We start from the raw sequence: 26,718 nt of genomic DNA on the forward strand, positions 1-26,718 counted from the left end.
CTTCTATCACTCGAGCGTTTCGAGCTGCCTGGGATGGAACGGGTGCGGGAGCGTATGATCGAGCATTTTCCTGGTCCAGTCCGGATCGCCGATCAGCGCGCGCCCGACGGCGACCATATCGAATTCGCCGCGGGCGAAGCGGGCCATGATCTTGTCGATATTGTCGACGGCTGCCAGGCCTCCGGCATCGTCGAAGGTCCCCTTGTTGAGGCCGACCCCGCCGACGGTCATCGACAGCTTGCCGGTCAGCTTCTTGGCCCACCCGGCGAGGTTCATGTCCGAACCCTCGAACGCCGGGCGATCGAAAAAGCGCACGCTGGCGTCGAACATGTCGACACCCGCCTCGGCCATGGGGCCCAGGATTTCCTCCAGTTCCGAAGGCGTGCGCGCGAGTTCGGCGCGGTAGTCCTGCAGCTTCCACTGCGAAAACCGAAAGATGATGGGGCGACGGTCGCCGATGACGCGACGGATCCCCGAGAGGATCTCGACGATCACCGCGTTGCGCCGCTTGCGGTCCCCGCCCCAGCGATCGGTGCGCAGATTGGTGCCTTCCCAGAGGAAATTGTCCAGCAGATAGCCATGCGCCCCGTGGATGGCGATTCCATCGAAGCCGACCCCGACCGCATTGGCGGCCGCGCCGACGAAGGCGTCGATCACGTCCTGGATCTGTTCGTCGGTCAGGGGATCTCCGAGAACGGGATTGGAGGGGATCTTGTCGCTCTCCAGCGAGGTCGTGCCGAGCGGCCCCCACACGCCGGACGGGCCGATCGTCGGCGCGTCCGGGAACGGGCCTGTCCCCGGTGCGCGGATGACGCCCTGGTGCCAGAGTTGCGGGACGATCTTGGCGCCTTCCGCATGCACCTGCTCCACCACGCGGCGCCAGCCTTCAAGCGGTTTGGTCCCGTACAGGACCGGCGCTTCGTCGATCCCTTGCCCGGCCTCGCCGAGGGCTGAGGGATGCTCGACGCCCACGGCCTCGGTGATGATCAGTCCCGTGCCGCCCCTTGCCCGGCGCGCGTAATAGTCCGCGCTGGCCGCTGTCGGGATGCCGCCGGCGCTGAAGCCGCGCGTCATCGGCGCCATCGCGATGCGGTTCGGGATGGTGACGGCGCGGATGGTGAGCGGCTCCCCGAGAGCCGCCCGGTCGAGATGACGGGGTGTCTGTGCTGCAGAATCGGTCATGCTTACCTCGGGGCCATCCGTATTGCGCCATCGATGCGAATTGTCTCGCCATTGAGCATCGCGTTGTCGATGATGTGGGCTGCGAGCTTGGCGTATTCCTCGGGCCGGCCCAGCCGGGCAGGATGGGGCGTCGCCTTCTCGAGCGCAGCCTTCACTTCGGGTTTGACGCGATCGAGAATGGGCGTCTCGAATGTGCCCGGGGCGATGGTGCAGACCCGGATCTTGCGGCTGGCCAGATCGCGGGCCGCGACAATGGTCATGCCGTGGATGCCGGCTTTCGCCGAGGCATAGGGGATCTGGCCGATCTGCCCCTCGAACGCGGCCACGGACGCGGTCAGGACGACCACGCCGCGTTCACCGTCGACCTCGTCGTTCTTGGCCATCGCGGCGGCGGCGAGTCGCAGCGTGTTGAAGCTGCCGATCAGATTGATTTCGACGACTTCCCGGTAAAGATCCAGCGAACCGGGATTGCCGTCCCTGTCGACCACACGCACCGGGCCGCCGCGGCCGGCGCAGTGCACGCAGGCGCGCAGCGTCCCCAGTTCCGCCGCCATGTCGAACGCGGCCTGCATCTGGTCGGCGTCGCGCACATCGGCCGGCGAGAAGCGCGCCGCGTCGCCGAATTCGGCGGCGACGGCCGCGCCGTTCGAGCTTGGTAGATCGACGATGACAACCTTGGCGCCTTCGGCGATCAGCTTCTTGACCGTCGCATAGCCCAGGCCTGACGCTCCGCCGGTGACAACGGCAACATTACCCTTGATATCCATTTTCCGTGTTCCTCAAAGTCTCTCGATGATTGTCGCATTGGCAAGCCCGCCTGCCTCGCACATGACCTGAAGGCCATAGCGCCCGCCGGTTTGTTCGAGGCCGTTGAGCATGGTCGCCATCAGGCGGCCGCCCGAAGCGCCCAGCGGGTGGCCCAGTGCAATGGCGCCGCCGCGCGGATTGAGCTTTGCCGGATCCACCGCATATTCCTTCTGCCAAGCCAGCGGCACGCTGGCAAAGGCCTCGTTGACCTCGAAATGGTCGATGTCGCCGATCTTGAGACCGGCTTTCTCGAGGACGCGCTTCGTGGCCGGGATCGGGGCCGTCAGCATCATGATGGGGTCGTCGCCGATGACGTCGAAGGCAACGAACCGCGCCCGCGGCTTCAGGCCGAGGCGGTTCGCCGTGGCTTCGCTCATGACCAGAACCGCCGAAGCCCCGTCGGCCAACTGGGACGAATTGCCCGCCGTAATGCTCCAGTTGATCTGCGGGTAGCGCTCCTTGAACGCCGGGTTGTCGAAGGACGTCTTCAGTTCGGCCAGGGCCTGCGGGGTCGAGGAGTCGCGGATAGTCTGGTCCCGCGCGACCAGCCCGCCCGGCGCTTTCGCCGCGACGACTTCATTGTCGAATCCGCCTGAATCGCGGGTCGCGGCGGCGCGCTGGTGGGATGCGGCCGCGAAGGCATCCATCTCGGCGCGGGTGATGTTCCATTTGGCGGCGATGCGCTCGGCGGCGATGCCCTGAGGAATCAGGCCGCCTTCATACCGGGCGTGAAGCATGGCGCCGGTCGGGTCCTGGCCGATGCGCGCGGTGAACATCGGCACGCGGCTCATCGATTCCACGCCGCAGGCGATGACGATGTCATAGGCCCCGGCCATGATGCCCTGGGCGGCGAAATGGACGGCCTGCTGGCTCGATCCGCAGCGCCGGTCGACGGTGGTGGAGGGGACGTGTTCGGGGAACCCGGCGCCGAGCCAGGCAATGCGCCCCGGCGACCCGGCCTGTTCGCCGACCTGGCTGACGCAGCCGGTAATCACATCGTCCACCGTGCCGGGATCGAGCCGGTTGCGGGCAACCAGCTCCTGAAGAAGGACCGCCAGCAGGTCCGTGGGGTGGATTGCCGAGAGTGCGCCACCTTCCTTGCCGCGTCCCATGGGCGTGCGCACCGCATCTACAATTACCGGTATGCCTGTCATGATGGTGTCCTCCAAGAGCGTATGTCGGCTCGCAAAAGCTGCGAGCCTCTTTCAATTGCGGCAATCGACGGGACAGGTCAATCCCAAATAGCGTTATTTTTTCGCTATCAAGAAAAATTTGCCGTCAACCTCAGCCCTGTCCGCCCGCCTGCCGGGCAAAGTCCTCGACGATCCTCGCCCGCAGAATGTGCTTCTGGACCTTGCCGGAGGGCGTGCGCGGCAGATCGTCCACATATTCGATCCGTTCCGGCCATTTCTGCGCGGCAAGGCCCATGGAGCGCAGATGCTCCGCCAAGGCCCCCTGGTCCGGGCGCCGTTCGCTTGCCGGGATGATGAAGGCATAGACCCCTTCTCCCAGCCGGGCATGGGGCATGGAGGTGATGGCCACCTCGCGAATGTCGGGATGGGTGTGAAGCGCGTCTTCGATCTCCTTGGGGGAGAGATTCTCGCCGCCGCGGATGATCAGGTCCTTTTTCCGCCCGGTCACGGTCAGCACGCCGTCAGCGGTGACCCGGCCGATATCGCCGGTGCGGAAGAAGCCCTCGTCGTCGAAAGCCTCCGCCGTGGCGACGGGATCGGTATAGCCCATGAACATGGCCGGTCCCCGCGCCAGGATTTCCCCGTCGAGACCCGGCGCGACAATGCGGCCGGCATCATCGACGACCTTGACCTCATAGTCGTAGATGCGTCCGTCCGTCGTGGCCGAAAGCTCCGGGTCTTCCGGGCAGCCCTGGGTGATCATCGGGCACTCCGTGGAGCCGAACACCCGGAATGTCCGGCAGTTCCGGAAAACCCTGTTGGCGCGCCTGATCAGGTCGGGCGGGACGGCCGCGCCGCCGCAAAAGAACACCTCCAGGCTGGGCAGCGTCGACCCGGCGCGCTCGGCAGCCTCGAGCAGGCCGGCGAGAAAGGGCGTTGCCCCGACCATCACCTGCGCGCCGAGCGAATCGATCAGCTTGACCGCGTCGTCGGCATCCCAACGCTCCATAAGGATGGTCTGGGTGCCGAGGTAGAAGCAGTTGTCGATGCCGTAGCTCAGGCCGCTCACATGGCCGACCGGCGTGCCGATGAGAAAGGTCGCGCCGGGTTTGAGGCCGAACGCGGCTTCGCTGTTGGCCAGGGTCCGGCGCGCCTGGTTATGGGTCCAGATCACCCCCTTGGCATGGCCGGTGGTGCCCGATGTGTAGACGATCTGCTTGACATCGTCCGGGTGGGCGGCCTGAAGCGTGGCGTTGCTCGCCCGGCCCAGGGTAATAATGTCCTCATACCCCGGTCCGGCGCTGCCCGGGCTGCGGACCGGAACGACATGGTCGAGTCCCGGGACTGCCTCCCTGATCTCGCGCAAGACCTCGAGATGGTCGGTGGTGCGGTAGATCCCGGGAGAGAAGATGAGGCGCGACCGGCAATCGTTGAGGATCGAGCGCAGCTCGAACCCGCGATAGATCGAGACGATGGGGTTCATGACGAAGCCGCCCATCACCGCGGCCAGATCGATTTCCGCCGCCTCGATCCAGTTGGGCAATTGGAGGCTGATCGTGTCTCCCGGCTTCAGCCCGAGTTCCATCAGGCCGCGGGCCAGAGCCGTTGCCCGGTCTATGAGGTCCGAGATCGTGTGGGTCCGTCCGTCGGCGACGATCACCGGACGGTCGGGATTTTCCGATCGGGCCTCAGCCGCGTAATCGGCGATCGTCTTGCCCGTCCATATCTTCCGGCCTGTCAGGTCGCGTGATTTTTCCGCCAGCGATGGCGATGTCCAAGGCGTGTTCTTCGTCTGCATGATCATGCTCCTCCCAAGCGGCACCAGAAGTATCGTATTCTCCATTACGAAGCAATTTCGCATAATAGAATTTTTTGGTTCGGTGTACAGACCCGCCGCCTTGGCCGGATTGAGAAAATTCCGCTTGGCGCACAGGCGGATCAGAGAGGAATGCGAGCCGGCCTCAAAGGGGGATTGGCCCAATCCGGCCGGCGCCGGACGGGCAGGCGTCAGGTCCGGGAGTCGAGGGGCCGTTCCGGCGGACGACATCTGTGCGGGAAAGCGCGCGGCGGCGGCCCGGACAGGCGCGACCCGGCCCGCGCCGGCTGGGTGGAGCGGCCGGTGCGCAGACCTAATTTTTTTCTATCTACGAATTTATATCGATATTAGGATTGAAAATTGTCCGACATGTGCATAGGGTCATGTCCTAGCATGCGAGGAATTGCCTTTGATGGGTGCGGGTTGCCGCCACAAGAGGCACAGGCGATTGCTCCGTGTGATGAACAGTAGCTGGCGATAACGCATGCCGAGGATATTCGGTATCGGGAGGATTCACATGAAAAGCAAAATGACCAGGATGACGGCGCTGGCTCTGGCCGGTGCGATGTCGGTGGCGGGCACGGCCGTTGCCGGGGAGCTCGTTTATTCCAGCTTCTTGCCGGACACGCATTACGACAACGCTTATGTCATGAAGCGTTTCTCGGACAGCATTTCCGAGGCGTCCGGCGGAAAGCTCAGCCTGAGCATTTCGGGCGGCGGCGTGCTTGCGTCGGCCACGACGCAGTTCGAAGCCATCAGCAAGGGCATTGTTGATGCCGGAAACGTCACCTATGCCTACACCCCGTCGCTTGCACCCGCGGTGACGCTTGTCGCGGACATGCCCGGCACGATCCAGCAGGTCTCGGCAGCGGCTGTCACCGAAACCCTGATGCTCGACTGCCCCCAGTGCAAGGAGGAGCTGGACGCTCTCGGCGTCACCTTCGTGGCCAACGCTTCCACCGAGCCGTTCAGCCTCATCTGCACGAAGAAGGATGTTGCCTCGCTTGCGGACCTGAAGGGCGCGAAAGTGCGCGCCACCGGCGCGCTTGCCCGGCTGATGGCCGCGGTTGGCGCGACGCCGGTGAACATCACCTTCGCCGAGATCTACGAAGGCTTTCAGCGCGGCCAGATCGATTGCACCGCGATCGGCGCGGCGACGCTTGCCACCCTGCAGCTTTGGGATGTGGCGGACTCGGTCACGGTCGAGCTTCCGCTCGGGACCGTCACCCATTACGGCCTGCTCCTGGTCAACAGCGGCGTCTGGAACGGCTTGAGCGCCGAGGACAAGCGCGTCATGCTGGACGCAGCACCGGGCATCGTGGCCGACAATGGCTATGTGACGCTCAAGAGCTCCGGCGAGGCGATGGTGACCGCCACGACCGAGAAGAGCATGAAAGCGGTTGAAGCCGACCCGGAACTGCAGGCGGCCGTCAAGGAGGCCCTTGCCAAACAGGCCGACGACGCCGTCGCCTCCGCGCGGGATCGCGGCGTCAAGGACCCCGAAGCCATTGTCGCCGCCTTCACAAGCAATGTGGACAAGTGGACCCAGATCTACAACGAGATCGGCAGCGACGGCAATTGGAATGACGATCAGTGGGCAACCTTCCGCGCCCGCCTGAAGTCGGAGATTTACGACAACGTCTCTGTCCAGTAAGCGCTTCTGCAACCCGCCGAAAGGCGGGTTGCTTTCGCCGCTTGCCGCAGCGTTTTGCACCGACTTTGGGGAAGAGAATGGCAAGATTGTACAGGGCTGTCGATAAACTGGGCCTCGCCTTGATGGTGATAGCAGGGGTGGCGCTGCTGCTGATGCTCTTGAACGTCGTCGGCGACATCGCCGGAAAATACCTGTTTTCCCAGCCGATCCCGGGCACGATCCAGATCGTCTCCTGGTATTACATGGTCGCGGCGGTGTTCCTGCCGATCGCCTATGTGCAGCTCAAGCGCGAGAACCTCATGGTGGAGCTCTTCACCATGGGACTGTCCGAGCGCAAACGATCGGCCTTCGACGGCGTGGCTGAAATCGCGGGCTTCATCTATATCGGGCTATTGACCTGGCTGGTGTTTAACGAGGCCATGGCGGCGACGGCGCGCAACGAGATCCAGGACATCACCTATCTCGACATGCCGGTCTGGCCGGCGCGATGGATCCTGCCGATCGCGTTCGGGCTGATGGCCATCGTCATGCTGCTCCAGGCCATCGACGACCTGCGGTTCGCCATCACCGGCAAGGGTCCGCGCCATTTTTCGCCTCAGACATCGCATGATTTAGAGGGCATCTAGCGCCTGGCGCCAGCGGTCTGCCCTCAGTCAGCGTCAATCAAAGGTTCATTCATGTCCAATCTTTCCATTGGTCTGTCGGCAATACCGGTTCTGCTCGTGTTGCTTGCCCTCCGTGTTCCCATCGCCCTGGCCCTCGGCGGTGTCTCGCTGGTCGGCTTGCTGCTGATCCGGGGGCCCAATGCGACGCTCGGCATTTTCGGCAGCATGCCGATGGAGTTCGGCGGGAGCTGGACCCTGTCCGCTGTCCCCATGTTCATCCTCATGGGGGCGATCGCCTTTCATACCGGTCTGACGAAGGGCATTTTCGATGCCGCCAAGGTCTGGCTCGCCCGTCTGCCGGGTGGCCTCGCGGTGGCGACGAATTTTGCCTCCGCCGGCTTTGCCGCGGCTTCCGGATCCTCGCTTGCGACCTGCGCGGCGATGGGGCGCATCGCCATCCCGCAGATGCTCAGGGCCGGGTATGATCCGGCGCTGGCCGCCGGTTCGGTCGCCGCCGCCGGAACCCTGGGCGCGCTGATCCCGCCCAGCATCCTGTTCGTTCTGTATGGCTGGTTCACGGAAACATCGATCTCCGCCCTCCTGCTCGCCGGCATCCTGCCCGGCCTGCTGACGGCATTCATCTACGCGCTCCTGATCATTGTCCGCTGCCACCTCAAGCCGGAACTTGCGCCGATGGTGGATATCCAGCCGACATTTGCCGAAAAGATGCGGTCGCTTGTCGATATCTGGCCGCTGCCACTCCTCGTGCTGGGGGTGATCGGGTCGCTCTATTCCGGGATCGCCACGGCCACGGAGGCCGCAGCGCTCGGGGCGGGGTTCACGGCCGTGATCGCCGTTGTGCGCGGGGCGCTGACCAGGAAGGCGATCTTCGACAGCATCCGCGAAACCTTGCTGAGCACGTCGAGCATCTTCTTCGTCGCCATCGGCGCGCTTCTGCTCACGCGGTTCTTTGCCTTTTCGGGCGTTCCGGCCTTTCTGGCGGAGCAGGTGTCCGCGCTCGGCGCGAATTCGCTGATGCTCATCCTCGGCGTTTCGCTGATGTATCTCATCCTGGGATGCTTCCTGGAGCCGCTGGGGCTGATGCTTCTGACCCTGCCGGTCATCTATCCGATCTTCAAGGCGCAGGGGACCGACCTGATCTGGCTCGGCGTCATCGTCGTCAAGTACCTCGAAATCGGCATGATCACGCCGCCGGTGGGCCTCAATGTCTATGTCGTCAAAGGGGTGATGGGCGACAGGATCCCGCTGCCGACGATCTTCCGGGGCGTCCTGTGGTTCCTGGCGGCGGAAGTGGTCATCATGGCGCTTCTGATCGGCTTCCCGTCGATCTCGACCTTCATCCCCTCCCAGCTCTTGAGCCGGTAACCGACAGGCTTTCCATGAGGCTCAGGGCTGGAGGCAGGACGACACATGCTGCATGACGAAGACCTTGTTGCCGGATTGCGGGCCGTGGCGGGCGCCGGCGGAGTCGTCACCGGCGATCAGCTTTCCACCCGCTCCTGCGACCCCTTCCACCATGTCGCGCCGCGCGGGCCGGCCCTTGTCCGTCCGGCAAGCACGCGCGAACTGGCGGAGGTGGTCGGGCTCTGCGCCGCCAGAAAGCAGAAGATCGTCACCCATGGCGGCTGCACCGGCGTCGCCGGCGGGGCCTATGCGGACGATGACGAGATCGTGGTCTCGCTCGAGCGCATGAACAGGATCGAGCACATCGACGCCACGGGCGGGTTTGCCATCGTCCAGGCGGGCTGCACGCTTCAGGCTCTCGATGATGCGCTGGAGCCGACCGGCACGTTCTATCCCGTCGATCTGGGCTCCCGCGGCACGGCCACCGTCGGCGGGACGCTGGCGACCAATGCCGGCGGCAATCGCGTCATCCGCTGGGGCATGACGCGCGCCAATGTGATGGGGATCGAGGCGGTGCTGGCGAACGGCACGGTGGTGACGTCGCTCAACAGCTTTCTCAAGAACAATTCCGGCTACGATCTCAAGCAGCACTTCATCGGCAGCGAGGGCACTCTCGGCATCATCACCCGCGCGGTGCTGCGCCTGGCGGCGAGGCCAACCTCCCAGTCCGTGGCGTTTCTGTCCGTAGGCTCGTTCGGACAGCTCCTGCTCATTCTCGAACAGGCGCGAAGGTTGATGACGCTTTCCGCGTTCGAAGTGCTCTGGCAGGATCACTATGCGCTGGTTGCCGGCGATGGCGGCGACCGGCGGCCGGTCGCGCCCGACCAGCCCTTCTACGTCCTTGTCGAGACCATGGGCTTCGATGAGGTGAGGGACATGGAAGCGCTGGAGCGCTTCTTGGAACAGGTGGTCGCTGACGATTTGTGCGTTGAGGGCGTGTTGGCGCGGTCCCAGCGCGAGGTGGACGCGCTGTGGCGGGTGCGCGAGGCGTCCGACATCATCGTCCGCGACATGGCTCCCTTCATCTCCTTCGATGTCAGCGTCGACATCGCCGGCGCCGCCGCCTTTGCGGAGCGCGCGCGCCATGACCTGCGCGCCCGGTTTCCCGATGTCCGGACCGTCACCTTCGGCCATCTCGCGGACAACAATATCCATTTGGGCGTGCATGTCGGCGAGCGGACCCTGGAGCGGGAAGGCGAGATCGAAAAGCTGGTCTACGACGCGCTGAGCGCCTGTGGCGGCATGTTGACCGCCGAGCACGGCGTGGGCCGGGCGAAAAAGCCGTTCCTGAGCCAATTCCGGACTCCCGAGGAAATCGCCGCCATGCAGATGATCAAACACGCCTTCGACCCAGACCGGTTGCTCAACCGCAACGTCCTGATCTGACACGCGGCAGATCTGCCGGCTCACGATAGTTTCGCGGTGAACGGTCGCGTGAGGCGTGTCACGACATCGCGAGATTCTTCTTGTGCGCGTGTCCGTGTTTTCACGTAAAAATGAATAATAACACGAAGAACCGCATATTTTTAGAAATTATATAAATCAAATTTGCAATTTTTATTTGCAGGTTAATAGATTTATGAAATCTAATACATAGTGTAATCTAGTTAAATTTTATTAGTTTATATTTAAATTGATTTTCCACTCCTATTCCGGCTTCGGAAGCTTCCGGTAGACCCGGCGCCAGCGTGGCAACAACTCTTAGCAAGACGAAACCCACGGCAATGAAAAACCTGAGCTAATGCCCCCACCGGAACCGCGCGGGCCCGCGTCCGGGATGAATGCGCTCGCAGGCGTCCGATCGGGACGCAAGCGCGGGAGCCGTCATCATCAAGGCATCGCCGAATTCAGGGAGTATCCTCATGCCGACTCTTGCCGTCCTGGTCGCGTTCGTGACCGCGAGCATCGTGTACGTGTACCGCTTCCGGGGCGAGGCCCGCTACGAAAGCCTGGGCGAGTATTTTCGCAAGGGATGGCCGATATTTACGCCGCTGAACTGCCTGTTGTACATGACGACGCTGCGGCGCGGCTCGAAGCCCATTCTCGACCCGGCCGATTTTCCGGAACTCGACCTCTTGCGCCAGAACTGGCAGACGATACGCGATGAAGGCATGGAACTGCTGCGGCAGGACTCTTTGGACGCCGCGAAAAAGCCGGGTTCGGCCGGGACCTACGACGTCGGCTTCCGGACCTTCTTCAAATACGGCTGGAGCCGGTTCTACATCAAATGGTACGGATACACCCATCACTCGGCTCAGCGCCTGTGCCCCAGGACGGTCGAGATCCTCCGGAAGGTTCCGTCGGTGGAGGGAGCGATGTTTGCCTATCTCCCCGAAGGCGGCCGGTTGAGCCGGCACGCCGATCCGATCGCCGTGTCGCTGCGCTACCATCTCGGTCTCGCCACGCCCAACTCCGACGCCTGCTTCATCAATGTGGACGGCCGCAACCAGAGTTGGCGCGACGGGGAGGTTCTCCTGTTCGACGAGACCTATCTCCACTTCGTGCGCAACGAGTCCGAGTCCGGCCGGCTCATCCTGATGTGCGACGTCAAGCGGCCCTTGAATCCCTTGGGGCGGGTGGTCAACTTTTTCTACAAGGGGCTGACCCGCGCCACGGTGGTCCCCAATACGCCGGAAGACCGTCGCGGCCTGGCCAACCGGGTCTTTGCCGGGCTCGCGCCGGTGCTGGCTCGCAGCAAGGCATTGAAATCGACGAACAGGCCCATCTACCGCCTCGTCAAATGGTCCGTGAACATCCTGCTCGGGGTGTTGCTGCTGGTGTTGGCCGCAGCCGTGGGGCAGGTGCTGGGCCGGCTTGTCTGAAGCCCTGCGGGGAATGCCGGAAGCGCAGTCCCCGCACGATGTCCCCGTCGATCACGGCTCCCGCATCCATCGGACATCCGGGAGGGAACAGCCAGGGTCAGGGCACGGCCAATCCCTGCAGCCCTGGACGACATGACCCCGTTGGACACCCCTTTTTCTTCCGTTCCTGGGGCGCCAACGGCGCCATGGTCGGTCTCTTCCTATATTCTTGTCGGCGTTAGACAGCTCCGCCTGATCCAGGATCTGGCTGGATTTCCTGTCCTGTTGCGTGGTCGGGCGAGGCGACGAAGGTCCACGGCGTCATCTGACTGCCGGGCGCCGCTGAGATCCGATCGGCGTGACAGCCGGCCGAAGGCGCCGCGGATTCCAACTCCTGCGCCTGCCTTGTATCCAGCACCAATCAATGCGGAACAGCGGCTCGAGCGCATTGAATGACGGCTTCGCACAGGGGAAGAAGGAACAGGGCCTGTCGGATCGCGCGGGCGATGATGCCGCCGGGAGTGTCCGGGGAGGGGACCTTCAAAGGGCAGACCGTGCCATAGTGATCGTCGGTGCCGCTCGGATCGATGGTGGCGGGCGGCCTGCACCGCCAGTTCTCGCGACCGCCCGCAAGCAACGCCGGCCTGGCCGTCGTGGTGGCCTTGAGAGAACCCCGGCCGGAACCGCGTGCCGAATGTCGTGCGCGTGGCTGGCGATCAAAAGATCGCCTTGTCGCGCTCGACGGAGCGGAATGACCCGGAGGCGAAACCGCGGAGGATCGGTCCTCAGGCGGGCTGCTGCTCCGGCACTCGTCCGCCGAAGGGCCGTTTGAGAAGCAGCAGGAAGTCGTCGACAAAGGTGAAGATGACGGGAATGACCACGAGGCTGAGGACCGTCGAGGTCAGCAGCCCGCCGATGACGACGATCGCCATGGGTTGCCGGAAGCTCGAATCGCCGCCGCTCAGGCTCAGGGCCACCGGCAGCATGCCGCCGCCCATCGCGATCGTCGTCATCACGATCGGGCGGGCCCGCTTGTGGCAGGCGTCGACGAGGGCCTCGAAGCGCGAAAGACCGGCGCGCCGGGACATGATCGCGTATTCGACCAAGAGGATCGAATTCTTCGTCACCACGCCCATCAACATAAGAAGTCCGATCACCACCGGCATGGAGAAGCTGGTGCCGGTCAGCACCAGCGGCAGCAGGGCGCCTCCCAGCGACAGCGGAAGCGCCATCAGGATGGTCAGCGGCTGGAGGAAGTCATGGAAGAGCAGGACCAGCACGGCATAGATGCAGAAGACGCCGATGGCCATGGCGATGGCGAAATTGTCGAAAAGCTCCGAACTGCGCTCCAGTTCACCCTGTTCGACAAGCCTGACTGTCTCCGGCAGGGCTTCAAGGGCGGGCAATGCCAGCGCTTCGCCATAGACCTCGCCGAGAATGCGTCCGTTGAGTTCGACCGACAGTGTAACATTGCGCGAACGATCGATGCGGCTGATCTCCGACGGGCTGCTGCCGACGCGGAGCTCGGCGATCGAGCCGAGGTCGACGCTGCCTCGGGCGCCGGCAACGCGAAGGCCGGCGATGTCATCAAGCGTCGACCGGTTGTCGGGATCGAACCGGACGCGGATCGAGAGCTGGCGCTGTGGCAGATTGAGCTTGGCGAGCGCGGGGGAATAGTCGCCGCTCGTCGCCACGCGCACCGCCTCGGAGATCTGGTTGACCGTCACGCCAAGGGCTGCGGCGCGGTCGAGGTCCGGAATGATCTGGATCTCCGGCGCCTGCAGCGAGGCGCTGGACGTCACCGCGCCGATGCCTTCCAGGCTGCGCAGTTGCGTTTCGAGCGCCTCGGAGGCCTGGTCAAGTGCGTTGGAATCGTCGCTGGCGAGGGTGATGTCCAGCGTCGTTCCGTTGCCGCCCGCGCCAACCTCCACCATGACGCCGGGAAGAACGGTCAGCGCCTGCCGGATATCGTTCTCGATTTCGGCCTGCTTGCGGCTGCGCTCGCCGAGCTTCACCAGATCGACGACGAGCGAGGCGGTGGCTGAATTGGCCGTCGTCGAGGAATCGAGCAGATCGCCCGATGTCGCGCTTCCGACGGAGGCAAACACGCCCGAGATGTCGGGCAGGCCGGAAATGATATCGGTGGCGCGCCGCGTCATCGCATCGGTCTGTTCGAGCGTGGTGCCGGGCTGCAGCGTCAGCGTCACCTGCGTCTGCGAGTCGTCCGACGGCGGCAGGAAGCCGGTGCTGAGCATGGTCATCGTCGACAGCGAGAGCCCGAGAAAGATGCAGACGCCGAGAATGGTCGGTTTGCGATGAGACAGGCACGTCCGGACCAGCGACATATAGGCCAGCATGATCCAGCCGTCCTTTGTCTCGACGGGATGCGGCTTCATCAAATAGGCGGCCATCATCGGCGTCAGCAGGCGCGCGACTACCAGGGAGGCGAGCACCGCAACGGCGGCCGTCACTCCGAACTGGCGAAAGATGAGACCCGGGATGCCGGTCATGAAGGCGGTCGGCAGAAACACGGCGACGAGCGTCAGCGTGGTTGCGATGACGGCAAGGCCGATCTCGTCGGCAGCTTCGAGCGCCGCCTCCTTGGGCGGTTTTCCCATCTGCAGGTGGCGGGCAATGTTTTCTATCTCGACGATCGCATCGTCGATGAGAATGCCGACCACGAGCGAGAGCGCGAGCAGCGTGACCGTGTTGAGGCTGAAATCCGCCAGGTACATGACAAGGAAGGTCGGGATCACCGAGAGCGGCAGGGCCACCGCTGACAGCAAGGTCGCCCGCCAGTCGCGCAGGAAGAGCCAGACCACCACGACGGCGAGAAACGCGCCTTCATAGAGCATGTTCATGGAGCCGTTGTAGTTTTCGATGATGGGGCCCACCGTGCTGTAGGCCTCGACGATCTCGACATCGGGATTGGCGGCGGCCAGTTCCTGCATGGCTGCGGCGACGCCCGTCGCCACGGCCGTATCCGAAAAGCCGTTTGACCGCTTCACCAGTGCTGCGATCACCGGCTCGCCGTCGAGATAGGCGATCGACGTCCTCTCGGCATGGCTGTCCGTCACCGTGCCGATGTCGTCCAGCCGCACCAGCGCGCCGCCCGGAAGCGGTATGGCGAGCGCCTCCAGCTCCTCGATCGAGGACACCGCGCCCAGCGTGCGGATTGCCTGCTTGCCGCCGCCAATTTCGGCGCGACCGCCCGAGGTGTCCGACTGCACCGATTTCAGTTGCGAGGAAACGGTTGCGGCGCTGAGACCCAGCGCGCCCATGATCTGCGGATTGAGGTCGACATGAACTTCCCGATTGATTCCGCCGATGCGGCTGACCTCTCCGACGCCGGATACGGAGAGGAGGGCTTTCGTCATGTCGTTGTCGACGAACCAGGAGAGTTCGGTCTCGTTGAAGCGCTTGGAGCGCAACGCGTAGGTCACGAGAGGCGAGGCCTGCACCGAAATCTTGGTCACGCCCGGCGTCCGCATGCCTGCGGGAAGCTCGCCGCTGGCGCTGTCGACAGCATTGCGCACCTCGTTCAGCGCTTCCTCGCTGTCCTTGCCTAGCTTAAACGACACATTGATGCTCACCGACCCGTCGGTGATCGTCGTCGTGATGTGGTCGAGGGGGCTGAGCGAGGCGAGCCTGTCCTCGATCTTGCGCGCCACCTCCGTTTCAAGCTGGGCCGGTGCGGCCCCTTCGAGCGTGGCGCTGATCTGTATCGTTGGCAGGACCATGTCCGGAAAATTCTGGACCGCAAGCCGGTCGAAGGCGAGCAGGCCACCGACGCTGAGCAGGATGAACAGGAGGATGGCGGGAACCGGATTGCGGATGGACCAGGCGGAGAAGTTCATGGCGTTTTGTCTTTCAGTTGGACGAGCGCTGCCTGCTCGACCCGAACAAGGGCATCGTCAGAAAGGAAGGCGCCGCCGGCCATGACCACTTCGGCCAAGGGGTCGAGGCCAGCAGTGATCTCGACCTCGCCGCCGTTGCGGCGGCCCGTCTCCACACGGACGCGGGATGCGCGGTTGTCCGCATCCACGGTGAAGACGTAGGCGATGCCGTCGCGCATGACGATCGCGGTCTCGGGGACGGTGAGAGCCATGGTGGTTTCCAGCTCGATCTGGCCGGTGACGTAAAGACCGGTCGGCGGGTTCGCCTCCGCGGGCAGCGAGACATAGGCAATCACCCGGCCGGTATCGGTGCTGACCGTCGGTCCGACGAGCCGGACCGTGCCGGTGACGCGACGGTCATCCGGACCGATGATCGTCGCTGTCAGCCCCTCTTCGATGCGCGAGAAATGCCGTGCCGACACCTCCGCCTGCCATTCGACGCGCTGCTGGCGCAGCAGGCGGAACAGCTCGGCGCCGGAGGACACCACGGCGCCAAGCTGTGCTGAACGGGACGTGATCAGCCCGTCGTCGGCCGCTGCGATGGTGGTCTGGCCGAGTTTGATTTTCTGGCTTTCAAGCGCGGCTTCGGCGGAGTCGACGCCTGCAATCGCCGTTTGTTCGGCGATCAGATATTCATTGATCTTCTCGTCCGAGAGCGCGCCGCCCTTTTCGATGCTGCGCACCCTGTCGGCATTGGCTTTCGCCTTGGCCAGGTCGGCCTTGGCGGTGGCGAGCGCGGCTTCTTCCTTTCGGACATCGGCACGAACGGACTCGTCGGCAAACCGCGCGAGAGGCTGGCCCTTTGAAACGATGGAGCCGACGTCCGCAAGGACTTCCGTTATGCGCAAGCCGCTGATTTCAGCCGCTATGATCGATTCATGCCAGGGCTTGAGCCAGCCGCTGGCCGGTACGGTTTCGGGCCATTGGCGCTCTGCCGGTTGGGTCAGGGCGACGGTCAGCGATGCGGCCTCTCGCTGCTGCGCAAGGGCGGGATCCGCGACCGACAAAAGCAAGGTGTTCAGCAGAAGAGCCGATAAAAGGGGAGTTGATCGCATCAGGTCCGGTTTCCTTTGGCTACCTGTGGAAGGGGCATCGGCGAGACGGCATCCGCATCCCAGCCGCCGCCGAGCGCCTTGTAGAGCGCAATCCAGTAGCGCACTGTTTCGCGGCGGATTTCGATGAGGGACACCTCGGCCGAATGGGCCGAGCGCCGGGCGTCCTCGCGCTCGAGCAGACTTGCCCCGCCGGCCTTCCAGTTTGAATCCACCGTGTCGAAGTAGAGACGGTAATTGCGCGCCGCGCTGGCGGCGTCGCCGATCCGCGATCGCGCGCTGTCGATCCGCACCAGTGCCGTCTCGACTTCGGAAACCGCGGTCAGTACCCCGGATCTGTAGTTCGCTGCTGCCGCGTCATAGGCGCCTGCGGCGCCTTTGACGGTCGCACGGCGCGCGCCGCCGTCGAGAAGCGGGATCGAAAGCGCAGGACCGAAAGACCAGGGCGCCGAGGTTCCCGCCAGCGAGGACCCGCTGATCTGCAGCGTCCCGCCGAGACTGAGGCTCGGATAGAGATCGGCTTTCGCGGCCCCGAATTCGGCCATCGCCGCTGCGACTTCCAGTTCGAGCGCGTTGATGTCGGGACGCTGCCGCAGCACCTCCGCCGGCACGGACGTCAATTTGAGCGCCTTGGGCTGCGGTATGCTCGCCTTGCCCTTCTTGAGAAGGGACCGCACGAAAGGCTCGTCGCCGCCGGTCAGCCGCGCAAGCGACTTGACCAGGATCTCGCATTCGGCGCGCTGGGCGGTCAATGTCGACGCCGAGGAGGCGGTGCTCGCCCGTGTCAGCGCAACTTCGCCGCTGGATTTGAAGCCCGAACTTGCGGCCGTTTCCGTCGCCCGCATGGTTTCGCGCTGGGAGGTGACTTCAGCGGCATAGGCTCTCTCCAATTGCCGGCAGGCGCGGAACTGGACGTAGTGATCCGCCACTTCTGCAGCGAGCGAGACGCGCGCGGCGTGCCAATCCGCAAACCTTTCATCGACCCGAATCCGCGCTGCCTCATTCCTGTGGCGCAACTTTCCGAACAGATCGATCTCCCAGGACGCATCAAGTGTGCCCGCACTCGTCGTGGACGCCGCAAGCCGGTTGGACGCATCGCCGCCCGTCCCCGATCGCTTCAGGGATGCCGCGCCGTCGAGCGTCGGAATTCGGTGAGACTGGGCCGACTGGAGAGCGGCGCGTGCCCTCTCGATCTCCGCGGCGGCAACGTCCAGATCGGGGCTCTTGGCCTGCGCCTCCGCAATCAGGGCGGTCAGCGACGGATCATCAAAGGTCGACCACCAGGACACGAGTTCGCTGGTTTCCCCGCCATGCGGCAGGGTCGCGTGCCAGACTTCGGCGATCTTCGCCTCATGGGAGCGGAGACCGGCGACGGTGGTGCAGCCCGAGACGAGCAGGCAGGCCACAACGCTTCCGATGGTGATGATTTTCCGACAGGCCAGATATTCATGTGTCTTTCGCATTCCGCAGTTCGTACACGCGGAGTGGCGGAACGTGTGTGTCGTAGGGTCAAGCTAGGTTAAGTTAGATTAAGGGACAACCGAAGCGCTCCGGCATCCGCCGCTCCCGAGAGGACTGGGATCCTCCGGGGGCGGCCGCGATGCGGTGGTCACGGGATGTCTCGGTCCCGGCTCGAGCCAATCTCACCCTACGCAAAGTGACCCGGCCGCATGGGCTGATGGCCTTCAGGCGGGAGCCGGCGTCAATCGGGGCGGCGGAATCCGTAGCCGATCCTGTAAAAGAAATGGCCCGCCACGGCGCCGTTCTTTCGCACCGCCTGCTGCTCGACCGGGCCGATGCTCTCAAACCATGCGGACAATCCGTCATCGGAAACGCCGGGTTCCTTGACGCTGATCATGATCACGTCCCGTCCGTCGGAGGAGTGGTTGGAATACCAGGTGTCGAACATCAGGCCGTTGCGGCCGAAAAGGTTCTGACTTGTGACGGTATCCACCGCCGCCGGCCCTGTGCCGTAGAAGGCCAGTTCGCTGGCGATATTGTAGGTGTCCATGCCGACAAGCAGCGGCTGTTGGCCGGTTTCGGCTTCCACGCTCGCCCTGATCCGCCCCGCTTCGGCGCCAAACTCTTCCCAGGCCACCGGCAAGCCGCGCAGCTTGCCTGTAGGGCCGATCAAGGGCAGGCCCAGAGCCAGGTAGTGCAACAGCAGCGCGAACGCCACGATGCTGAGTGCAGTGGTGACTTGCAGGGATGTCATGAAGCGGGGTCTGTCGCCCTTCCTTATCGCTTTGACGACAACATTTGCCATGGCAGGCAACAATGCCAGCCAGACCGGCCCTGTCCAGTTGAGCTTGACGGGGTGGAACAGGCTGTAGAAGACGAAAACCGAAAGCGGCGCCAGGGTGAAGACGATGACGAACATGCCGGCCTCCCTCAGAAACGTCCGCGTCGGGAGCCGGACCATCCGGCTGGCTGCATGTCCGGCGAGGGAGATCCCGATCGGGCCCAGCAGCGCCGCCATGAACAGCAGCAGGGTGGGCGTGGAAAACTCGAGGTCGCCCTGGAACCATCGCCTGCTTCCCTGGAATTGAAACGAGGCCCAGCCGTGGTTCGCGTTCCATGCAATCACCGGCGTAAACAGGACCGCCGCCACGCCCGCGCAGATATACGGCGATGTCGTGAGCAGCCACCGGCGAGACTGCGGATGGAGGAGCAGATAGACCAGCGTCGCAGGGCCCAGCAAGGCAATGGTGTATTTCGACAGCATGCCTAGGCCCACGCAGAGACCGGCGCCAAGCCAGGCCCGGGCGTCTTTTGCCCGCAACGCACGCTCCAGGAAATACAAGGCTCCCGCCCAGGCGGCGGCAAGCGGCGCGTCAGGCGTGGTCAGGATCCCGATCAGGAAATAGAACGGGAAAACCGACAGCAGCATCAGAGCCAGGAACGCGGCGGTCTGTCCGAAGAGGTTCTTCGTAAGCCGGAACATAAAAAAGGCGGTCGTCAGCCAGGAAAGCGTGGCCACGATGCGAACGCCGAATTCGGAACCGCCGAAGACGGCCGTTCCCAGCCATATCAGCCACGCCACCATCGGCGGATGGTCGAGGTAACCCAATGCGGGATGCTGGGCGTAGTTCCAGTAGTAAGCCTCCTGGGGGATCAGGTCTATGCTGCCCTGGTAGACGATCCTCAGCGCCACGGCATAGACGGCTATGGCGACAGCCGCCAGTCTCCATCGGGCCGCGGAAGACAGGAAACGGTCATTCCGGAAGACATAGAACTCGTTGCCGATGTAGCTCACGACCCCGCCGCCCGCGATGCCCGAGAGCACCACGGCGAAGAAGGGAAAATCGAGCTCGGTCGCCGCCGCGATGAAGCCGCCGCGCAGGGCAATGGCCATGGCCGACACGAGAATGAACCGCGCGAACTGCGATTTCTCCCTGGGGCGATCGTGGAACGACCACTTCATGTGGCCAAGATAGTTGAACGCCGCCGAAAGGCAGAATCCGGAGACATGCGCGATGGCGATGCTGGCGCCGAGCGACTGCAGGGCCGCGACCACAAGAAAGTCCAGGAAGAATCCGGCCATGCCGACCAGCGCGAAGCGATGCATGGCGACAGCGGAGGTGGCGCCCCTGGAAAACCGCAGCAGTTGGTTGAGGTAGGCGATCGTCTGACTGGCGCCTATTTTCGATGTTCCATGAACCCGGTCGGTGAAGGAAATCGGTACCTCGCATACCCTGATGCGGTCGCCGCCGGCGACGATCGCTTCCAGTCCGATCTTGAATCCTTCCGCCTCCGCGCCCGCGGCCAGGAGATAAGTGCGTCGTATCGCGAAAAAGCCCGACAGCGGGTCCTGGATGTCGGTAAAGGGGGCCGCGAGCGCCGCGCCGAGGCGCGATAGCGCCCGGCGCCGGAAGGGCCAGTCGACCGTGGCGCCACCGGCGACATACCGGCTGCCGATCGCCATGTCGTAACCGCCTGACGCCACGGAATCCACGAGGGACGCGATCGCTGAAGCCGGATGGCTTCCATCTGCATCGAGCACGACGACAATCGGAAATCTGGCGCTCAACGCCGCGGCACGGACATCTTTGGCGAGCCCGCCGCCGCCAATGTTTCCAAGCAGGCGAACCGGTTGATCCTTCTCCCAGCCGGCCACCCTTTCGCGCGTGCCGTCGGTCGACCCTCCATCCGTGACGATGATCTCGAAATCAAACCGCCCGCCGATGTTCTCGATGATGGCGCGCAAGGTGCGGTCGATGTTCTCCGCCTCGTTCAGCGTGGGAACGATGATGGAGACGGACGACCTGCGGGTCTGAACGTCATACGACGGTGTCGGATAAGAATACATGCAAGACTCCAGGTGGAATGGCCGGTGCGCGATGGGTGATCGGGCCGCGCCGCCGCCTGGACCTATCCGGTTCCCCGACCGGACGGTTTTAAGTCTTGTTAAGCTTTGCTCGGATTTGTTGCGTCCGGACCGGGGGTGAATCCCGGCCATGCAGGCCGCGTCGCGCGAACGTGCGTGCGCGGCTGCCGACGGTTGTTTCGCGATTGTCCGTGAGGTGCGGCCTGGAGCCGGTCTCGGAATGACCGGCGCCTATGTCTTGTCGGGATCCCACAGAGGCAATTGGCCATCGGGGAATGCAAAAACCCGCCGACGCGGGCTCCCGGACCTGCCGGCGGCGGCAGTCTTGCCCGCCTTGACCAGGCACCTTTTGCAGCCCCCTTGCGCCCGGGCCGCCTTCAGCAGCAGCCTCTCCATCTGTTCGACAGACACGCCGTCGGCCCGCATCACTTGTCCGATGAGCGGGTCTTTCAGGATGTCGGCCATCGTCATTTCTTCGCGGATCATGAGTGCCTCCAGGCTTGGTTTGGCCCTTGATGACGACAGGGAAGAGCTTTGCGATGTCAAAACCGCGACAAAACCGAGGCGTTCGGTGAAGTTTTGTTTCCGGCCATCGATGTCGGCGGCACCATGGATGCCGGCGGGTTATTTTGCCCGCGGAACCGGCAACGGACGGTGCCGCGGTTTCCGCCCTTGCCTGCATGGTTCCCATGCGTCCGGCGCAACAATTCTTAACAATACAACACCCCAGCTAATGGGAATTCCTGATCTAAATCCGCCGGACGCGACCCATGAAGGGTTCGCGGGTCATGCTGTGCGGCCATGAGACCCTGTTTCTCCCCGGCCGGCGGCCCACTACAAGGCGATGGGTTTGGATCGATTGTTGGCAATGGCCGTGCTGGCGCTCCTCTTCGGCTGCATGGCGCCGGACCGCATTCCCTATGGGCTCAATGTTGCATCGACCGCCAACATCGAAGGGTTCGAGGATATCCGCATGTATGCGGATTCAAGCGGAAGCCTGCCCCAATCCCGGGTCTGGCTTCCCGCCCCGACGCACAAGGAAATCAACTATCTTGTCCTCTCGGGCGGTGGCGCCGGAGGCGCGTTCAGCGTCGGAGTGCTGACTGCCTGGACGGACAAGGGCGAGCGGCCCGAATTCGACATGGTCAGCGGTGTCAGCACCGGCGCGCTGATTGCGCCCTATGCCTTTCTCGGCCCGGCCTACGACGAGGCGCTCGTCGAGCTCTATACCAGCGGCGTCGCCCAGGAACTGGTCGACATGAAGTTCCTGCCCAAGGGCCTGCTCGGCCCAAGCCTGCTCAAGCAGGAGCCGCTCCGGAAGATGGTCGAACAGTACCTGACCCGGGACATCCTGGCGGAAATCGCCGCGGAGCACCGCAAGGGACGGCGTCTCCTGGTTCTGACCTCCAACCTCGATTCGCAAAGAGCCGTCATATGGAACATGGGCGCGATCGCTGACAGCCAACGGCCCGACGCCCTGAAACTCTTCCAGGACATCATCATCGCCTCGGCCAGCATCCCCGGCCTTTATCCGGCGGTGCTTATCCAGGCGAAGTCCGGCGAAAGGTCCTTCGAGGAAATGCACTCGGACGGAGGATCCGCCTCCCAGATCCTGACGATTCCGGAGGGGTGGATGGCCAGCTCTGACAAGGTCAAGTGGCCCGAGGGCGCGACCCTGAACCTGTACATCATCGTCAACAACGCGCTGATGCCCGAATTCTCAACAACCCGGAACAACACGTTCACCGTGATGGCCAGGGCGAATTCCACCCTCATCAAGTCACAGACACGCAGCGCGCTGGTGGCGACTTATGTCTACGCCCAGAAGAACGGCATCCGGTTCCGTGTGGCTTCGATCGACAAGCAGGTTCCCTACACCATGATCGATCCCTTCAACACCGTTTACATGCGCGCAGTCTACAGCCTTGGGTACTCAAGAATGTCGAACGGCACCCTGTGGAAGGACAGGCCGTCCTTCGCCGATACGATCCCAGCCGCGCAGGTAGCACAATGGCAATAGCCGCACCGACGTCCCTTCATCCAACGGAGAATATCATGCCACATTCATGCATCGGTTCAGAAAACGCCCGCCCGGGCCTTCGACCGACAAGGTCCACATTCCTGCTTCTCTCTCTGGTCTCGATCATCGGAGGCTGCGCCGCGGTGCCGCTCGAGCAGGGGACTACACTGTCATCCTATGCTGAGCTGACATCGAACAAGGGGCGCTTGACCAAGGCCGAGTACAGGGTCGTCTCGAACGATCTCGCCGCAGCGAGGACGGTCTACATCGAGCCGACGACGGTTTCGGGCGCCGCTGCCCTTTCCATCAAGAAATCCTCCGATACAGCCCTTGTGGCGAATGCGATCAGCCGCGCCCTCTGCGTTGGCGTCAGCGATCGTTTCGAGGTTGTGGAGAGGAGAGAGGAGGCCGACCTCGTCGTTCACGCAACCATCACCCGCATCGTGCCGACCAGCGCCGCCCTGGCCGGCCTGTCGACGGCGACGTCGCTGGGGGCGGGGTTCGTAAGCCCTGTTCCCGTTCCCCGGCTGCCGATGGGTCTCGGCGGGCTTTCCGTGGAGGCCGAGGCCACGACGCGCGACGGCACACAGGCGGGAGCGATGGTCTGGGCCAGGGGCGCAAACTTCATCACCAACGGGGCGCGGGTGTCGCAGATTGGAGACGCCTATTCGCTTGCATCGGGCTTCGGCGGCGATTTCTCCAAGATGCTGGTCACCGGCAAGACGCCCTTCAAGGGCCTGCCGAAAATCCCGTCCGGGCAGAGACTGAAGTCCGGCCTTGGCGGAAAGCCGAAGTACCAGGCCTGCGAGAGATTCGGCCGGTCGCCCGGCCTGATGGACTTCGCGGGCTCGCAGGTCGGAATGCCGCCGTCCTGGACGGACCGGCAGCGTCCGGCAAGCGGCCAATAGACCGGAACGACGGGCACATGCTTCAAGTCGCCAAGGACCGCGTCACGCTGCCGCTCGAAGATCCCGGCAAGGGGGATGCGTCGCCGTCTTCCGGTCTCACGGACGGGCGCGGATCGTGGTGGCGAAGACTGTTGCTGGCCGGCCTGCTGCTCGGTCTGGGCCTGGTCGGCGGCATGTATGTGCGGCCGCTGCTGTCGCCCCTGATCCCGGGATTTGCGGAATCCGATTCCCTCCCATCGTCAGCCGTGCCGGAGGCGGAGCGCCAGCCGCCGTCCGACGCGGAGGCGACAGACGTCGTCGCGCTCGGACGCCTCGTGCCCGATGGCGGCGTTCTGGCCGTGGCCCCGCCCAGCGGCGCGGGCGATGCGCGCATCGCCCGCCTGATGGTGGCGGAAGGCCAGCGGGTGGCTGCGGGAGAGACCGTCGCGGAGCTCGACAACATGCCGGCATTTCTTGCGGCGAGAGCCTCGGCCGAGTCCAACCTGGAAGCCCAGAAGGCAGCACTTGAGCAGGTTCGGGCCTCGATCCTGGCCAGCCTTGCGGAATCTCGGGCCGACCAGCTCTCAGCCGAGGCGACCCTGACGTTGGCCAAGCAAGAGCTCGAACGGCAGACCAAACTTGCAGCAAGCGCCTCCACCACAAAGGTGCTGATCGAACAGGCGCGGGCCAATGTCGCAAAGGCGCAGGCGGCGCTCGACCGGGCGGTTGCATTCGTCAGGCGGTACAGCGGGGCCGAGACGGGCAGCCAGTCCGACATCGTGCTGGCCGCGCGCAATCTCGATGTGGCGCACACCAACCTGGCCCGCGCCAATACGGATATTGCCGCTGGACGGGTTGTCGCACCGCGCGCGGGAACCGTGCTGGAAATCCACGCCCGCGTCGGCGAAAAGCCGACCGGTTCCGGCGTCATGACGATCGGCGACCTCACGCAGATGACGGCCGAACTGGAGGTCTACCAGACCGATATCCAGAGGGTCGCACTGGGCCAGGCGGTCACCATGACCGCGCAAGCGCTGCCGGCGCCGCTGACCGGCCGGGTGGCCGGGATTCGCCAGATCGTTGGACGCCAATCGGTCATGTCCACGGAGCCGGCCGCGAATGCGGACGCCCGCATCGTTCGGATCACCGTCGCGCTCGATGCCGGATCGTCGCTGCAGGCGCGTTCCTTCACCAATCTTGAAGTCGTCGGCAGGATAGGGACGCAGACCGAATGACGAGGCTGCTGCATCTCCTGCTTCGGCGCATGCCCATCGGCTGGCTGCAACTCACGCACAACCGGATGCGGCTGGTGGCGGCGGTGGCGGGGATCGCCTTCGCCAATCTCCTCGTCTTCGTCCAGTTGGGCGTCGTGGCGTCGATGAACAACGTCATCAACCTGACCTACACGCCTTTCAGCGCGGACATTATCATCTCCCCGCCCAGCCCGCAGCTCTTCGGCGGCGCTTTGCTGTCGCGACGGATCGTCTACATGGCGCTTGCCGATCCGGGCGTGGCTGCCGCGACCCCGCTTCATCTTGGCAACATGGAATGGAAGCGGCCGACCGGCATGTCCAAGGTCTTGATCGTCTACGGCATGGCGCCCGAGGCGAGCGCCTTCGCGGGCGAGACTATCAGCGCCCGGCAACTGGCCATGCTGGCTCTGCCCAACCGCGTTCTGCTCGACAGCGCATTCCGGAATATCGAGCAGGCGACAAACGCCGTGGCCTTCGCACGGATGTCTCCGGAAACACCCATGGAGTTCGAGATCAACGGGCACGGCGTCTCGGCGGTGGGCAGCTTCAGTCTCGGCAGCGGCTTCGGCTACGACGGCGCGCTGTTCATGTCCGACCAGACCTTCCAGCGCCTCGTCCCTGAGCGGATGTCCGGCACGCTGAGCCATGTTCTCATTCGGCTGAAGCCGGACGCCGATCCGGACACCGTCGTGCGGCGGTTGACCGCGGATCTGGCCGCGGAGCATGTCCAGGCGCGCACCATTGCGCAAACGATCGCCGACGACGTCAGCTACATGAACACCGAGGCGCCCATGGGCGTGATCTTCGGCATCGGCGTGTTCATCGGCATTTTTGTCGGGCTGGTCATTGTCTACCAGGTCCTCGCCACCGATGTCGCCGCCCACATGAAGGAATATGCCACGTTCAAGGCCATGGGCTATCCCCACCGCTTTCTTCTCGGCATCGTCTTCGAGGAGGCGCTGATCATCGCGTTCCTCGGCTTCGTGCCCGGCGCCCTGCTCGGCGCCGGGATCTACTCGGTGATGGGGGCGGCGACAGGCTTGCCGCTCGGCATGACGGCGGCCCGCGCCGTGGTGGTGCTGATCGGCACCTTTGCCGCATGCATGATCTCCGGAACGCTCGCCACGCTTCGTCTCCGGGGGGCGGAGCCGGCGGAATTGTTCGGATGACGAGCCACATCGATCCACCCATCCGGGTTGAAGGGCTCAATCACTGGTTCGGCGCCGGTGAGACCCGGATCCAGGCGATTTTCGATGCATCGCTGACTGTCGAGCGCGGCGCCCTCACCATCCTGCGCGGCCCCTCCGGCTCCGGCAAGACGACCTTGCTCACCCTCATGGGCTCCTTGCGCAAGGTGCAGGATGGATCGGTCCGTCTGCTGGGGCAGGAGTTGCGCGGAGCGAGCCAGCAGAGCCAGGAAGCATTGCGCCGGCGCCTGGGTTTCATATTCCAGGCGCACAATCTGCACGAGAGCCTGACCGCGCGCCAGAACACGCTGATGGGACTGCAGGTTCATGGCCCGCGCGGAGACGCGGCCAAGCAGGACGCCGCCGCGGCCCACATCCTGGAAATCCTGGGGCTTGGCCCGCGCATCGACTACCTGCCGGAAAAGCTGTCCGGCGGCCAGAAGCAGCGCGTGGCGATTGCCCGTGCTTTGGTCTCGAACCCGGAAATCGTGTTCGCCGACGAGCCCACCGCAGCGCTGGACAAGGAGGCGGGCATTCAGGTGGTGCGGATGCTCAAGGCGCTGGGCGCGGCGCGCGGCACGTCGACCGTCATGGTCACGCATGACACGTGCATCATCGAGCTAGCCGACAGGATCATCACCATCGAGGACGGCAAGCTTGTCTCCGGTTAGAG

19 protein-coding genes are annotated in these 26,718 nt (G+C 64.1%); 10 read left to right on the forward strand and 9 right to left on the reverse strand.

Annotated features, from left to right (window positions below):
* Nucleotides 1-6 precede the first annotated feature (6 nt).
* From LL06_RS03485 to LL06_RS03500, 4 genes are all read right to left on the reverse strand, one after another.
* The gene (locus tag LL06_RS03485; RefSeq protein WP_081963624.1) at nucleotides 7-1,182 is read right to left on the reverse strand and encodes a 12-oxophytodienoate reductase; all 1,176 of its coding nucleotides are present in this window, start codon (nucleotides 1,180-1,182) and stop codon (nucleotides 7-9) included.
* Between the two features lie 2 nt (nucleotides 1,183-1,184).
* Entirely contained in the window at nucleotides 1,185-1,949 is a 765-nt protein-coding gene (locus tag LL06_RS03490; protein WP_035522225.1) for an SDR family NAD(P)-dependent oxidoreductase, read from the reverse strand.
* Nucleotides 1,950-1,961: 12 nt separating this feature from the next.
* Entirely contained in the window at nucleotides 1,962-3,143 is a 1,182-nt protein-coding gene (locus LL06_RS03495) for a thiolase family protein (RefSeq protein WP_035522301.1), read from the reverse strand.
* A 130-nt stretch (nucleotides 3,144-3,273) separates the two neighbouring features.
* Entirely contained in the window at nucleotides 3,274-4,920 is a 1,647-nt protein-coding gene (locus tag LL06_RS03500; RefSeq protein WP_161784927.1) for an AMP-binding protein, read from the reverse strand.
* Nucleotides 4,921-5,455: 535 nt separating this feature from the next.
* On the opposite strand from LL06_RS03500, the gene LL06_RS03505 reads away from it, so the two are divergent.
* The 5 genes from LL06_RS03505 (at nucleotide 5,456) to LL06_RS03525 (ending at nucleotide 11,444) form a co-directional block, all read left to right on the forward strand.
* A complete protein-coding gene (locus tag LL06_RS03505) occupies nucleotides 5,456-6,592 on the forward strand; it encodes a C4-dicarboxylate TRAP transporter substrate-binding protein (protein WP_161784928.1) in 1,137 nt (378 codons plus the stop codon).
* Between the two features lie 77 nt (nucleotides 6,593-6,669).
* Complete coding sequence (locus tag LL06_RS03510; RefSeq protein WP_081963627.1) at nucleotides 6,670-7,218, forward strand: TRAP transporter small permease; 549 nt, start codon at nucleotides 6,670-6,672, stop codon at nucleotides 7,216-7,218.
* Nucleotides 7,219-7,269: 51 nt separating this feature from the next.
* Entirely contained in the window at nucleotides 7,270-8,583 is a 1,314-nt protein-coding gene (locus tag LL06_RS03515) for a TRAP transporter large permease subunit (protein ID WP_035522231.1), read from the forward strand.
* A 45-nt stretch (nucleotides 8,584-8,628) separates the two neighbouring features.
* Nucleotides 8,629-10,008, forward strand: coding sequence for an FAD-binding oxidoreductase (locus tag LL06_RS03520; RefSeq protein ID WP_035522234.1), 1,380 nt, complete (start codon nucleotides 8,629-8,631; stop codon nucleotides 10,006-10,008).
* Between the two features lie 476 nt (nucleotides 10,009-10,484).
* Nucleotides 10,485-11,444, forward strand: a complete 960-nt coding sequence (locus LL06_RS03525; RefSeq protein ID WP_035522309.1) for an aspartyl/asparaginyl beta-hydroxylase domain-containing protein — start codon at nucleotides 10,485-10,487, stop codon at nucleotides 11,442-11,444.
* Between the two features lie 764 nt (nucleotides 11,445-12,208).
* Here LL06_RS03525 and LL06_RS03530 read toward each other — a convergent pair.
* From LL06_RS03530 to LL06_RS27890, 5 genes are all read right to left on the reverse strand, one after another.
* Nucleotides 12,209-15,280: an efflux RND transporter permease subunit gene (locus LL06_RS03530; protein ID WP_035522236.1), complete on the reverse strand. Its 3,072-nt coding sequence runs from the start codon at nucleotides 15,278-15,280 to the stop codon at nucleotides 12,209-12,211.
* The gene (locus LL06_RS03535) at nucleotides 15,277-16,374 is read right to left on the reverse strand and encodes an efflux RND transporter periplasmic adaptor subunit (protein WP_035522238.1); all 1,098 of its coding nucleotides are present in this window, start codon (nucleotides 16,372-16,374) and stop codon (nucleotides 15,277-15,279) included. The genes LL06_RS03530 and LL06_RS03535 overlap by 4 nt, the downstream gene beginning before the upstream one ends.
* On the reverse strand, nucleotides 16,374-17,834 hold the full coding sequence (locus tag LL06_RS03540) for an efflux transporter outer membrane subunit (protein WP_035522240.1): 1,461 nt from the start codon (nucleotides 17,832-17,834) through the stop codon (nucleotides 16,374-16,376). The genes LL06_RS03535 and LL06_RS03540 overlap by 1 nt, the downstream gene beginning before the upstream one ends.
* A 239-nt stretch (nucleotides 17,835-18,073) precedes the next feature.
* Entirely contained in the window at nucleotides 18,074-20,680 is a 2,607-nt protein-coding gene (locus LL06_RS26265; RefSeq protein WP_052161173.1) for a glycosyltransferase family 39 protein, read from the reverse strand.
* Between the two features lie 249 nt (nucleotides 20,681-20,929).
* Nucleotides 20,930-21,184: a hypothetical protein gene (locus tag LL06_RS27890; protein ID WP_035522243.1), complete on the reverse strand. Its 255-nt coding sequence runs from the start codon at nucleotides 21,182-21,184 to the stop codon at nucleotides 20,930-20,932.
* Nucleotides 21,185-21,566: 382 nt separating this feature from the next.
* On the opposite strand from LL06_RS27890, the gene LL06_RS03555 reads away from it, so the two are divergent.
* The 5 genes from LL06_RS03555 to LL06_RS03575 all read left to right on the forward strand — a co-directional run bounded on the left by LL06_RS03555 (nucleotide 21,567) and on the right by LL06_RS03575 (nucleotide 26,716).
* Nucleotides 21,567-22,718 carry a patatin-like phospholipase family protein gene (locus tag LL06_RS03555; protein ID WP_244447042.1) on the forward strand — a complete coding sequence of 384 codons (1,152 nt, stop codon included), beginning with the start codon at nucleotides 21,567-21,569 and terminating at the stop codon, nucleotides 22,716-22,718.
* A 143-nt stretch (nucleotides 22,719-22,861) separates the two neighbouring features.
* A complete protein-coding gene (locus LL06_RS03560; protein ID WP_244447038.1) occupies nucleotides 22,862-23,626 on the forward strand; it encodes a DUF3313 domain-containing protein in 765 nt (254 codons plus the stop codon).
* A 17-nt stretch (nucleotides 23,627-23,643) separates the two neighbouring features.
* The gene (locus LL06_RS03565; RefSeq protein WP_035522247.1) at nucleotides 23,644-24,840 is read left to right on the forward strand and encodes an HlyD family efflux transporter periplasmic adaptor subunit; all 1,197 of its coding nucleotides are present in this window, start codon (nucleotides 23,644-23,646) and stop codon (nucleotides 24,838-24,840) included.
* Nucleotides 24,837-26,027 (forward strand): ABC transporter permease DevC, encoded by a 1,191-nt coding sequence (devC, locus tag LL06_RS03570; protein ID WP_035522250.1) that lies wholly within the window; start codon nucleotides 24,837-24,839, stop codon nucleotides 26,025-26,027. The genes LL06_RS03565 and devC overlap by 4 nt, the downstream gene beginning before the upstream one ends.
* A complete protein-coding gene (locus LL06_RS03575) occupies nucleotides 26,024-26,716 on the forward strand; it encodes an ATP-binding cassette domain-containing protein (protein WP_081963630.1) in 693 nt (230 codons plus the stop codon). The genes devC and LL06_RS03575 overlap by 4 nt, the downstream gene beginning before the upstream one ends.
* Nucleotides 26,717-26,718 lie beyond the last annotated feature (2 nt).

Origin of the sequence: Hoeflea sp. BAL378 (assembly GCF_000759435.1) — a bacterium.
GTDB lineage: Bacteria > Pseudomonadota > Alphaproteobacteria > Rhizobiales > Rhizobiaceae > Hoeflea.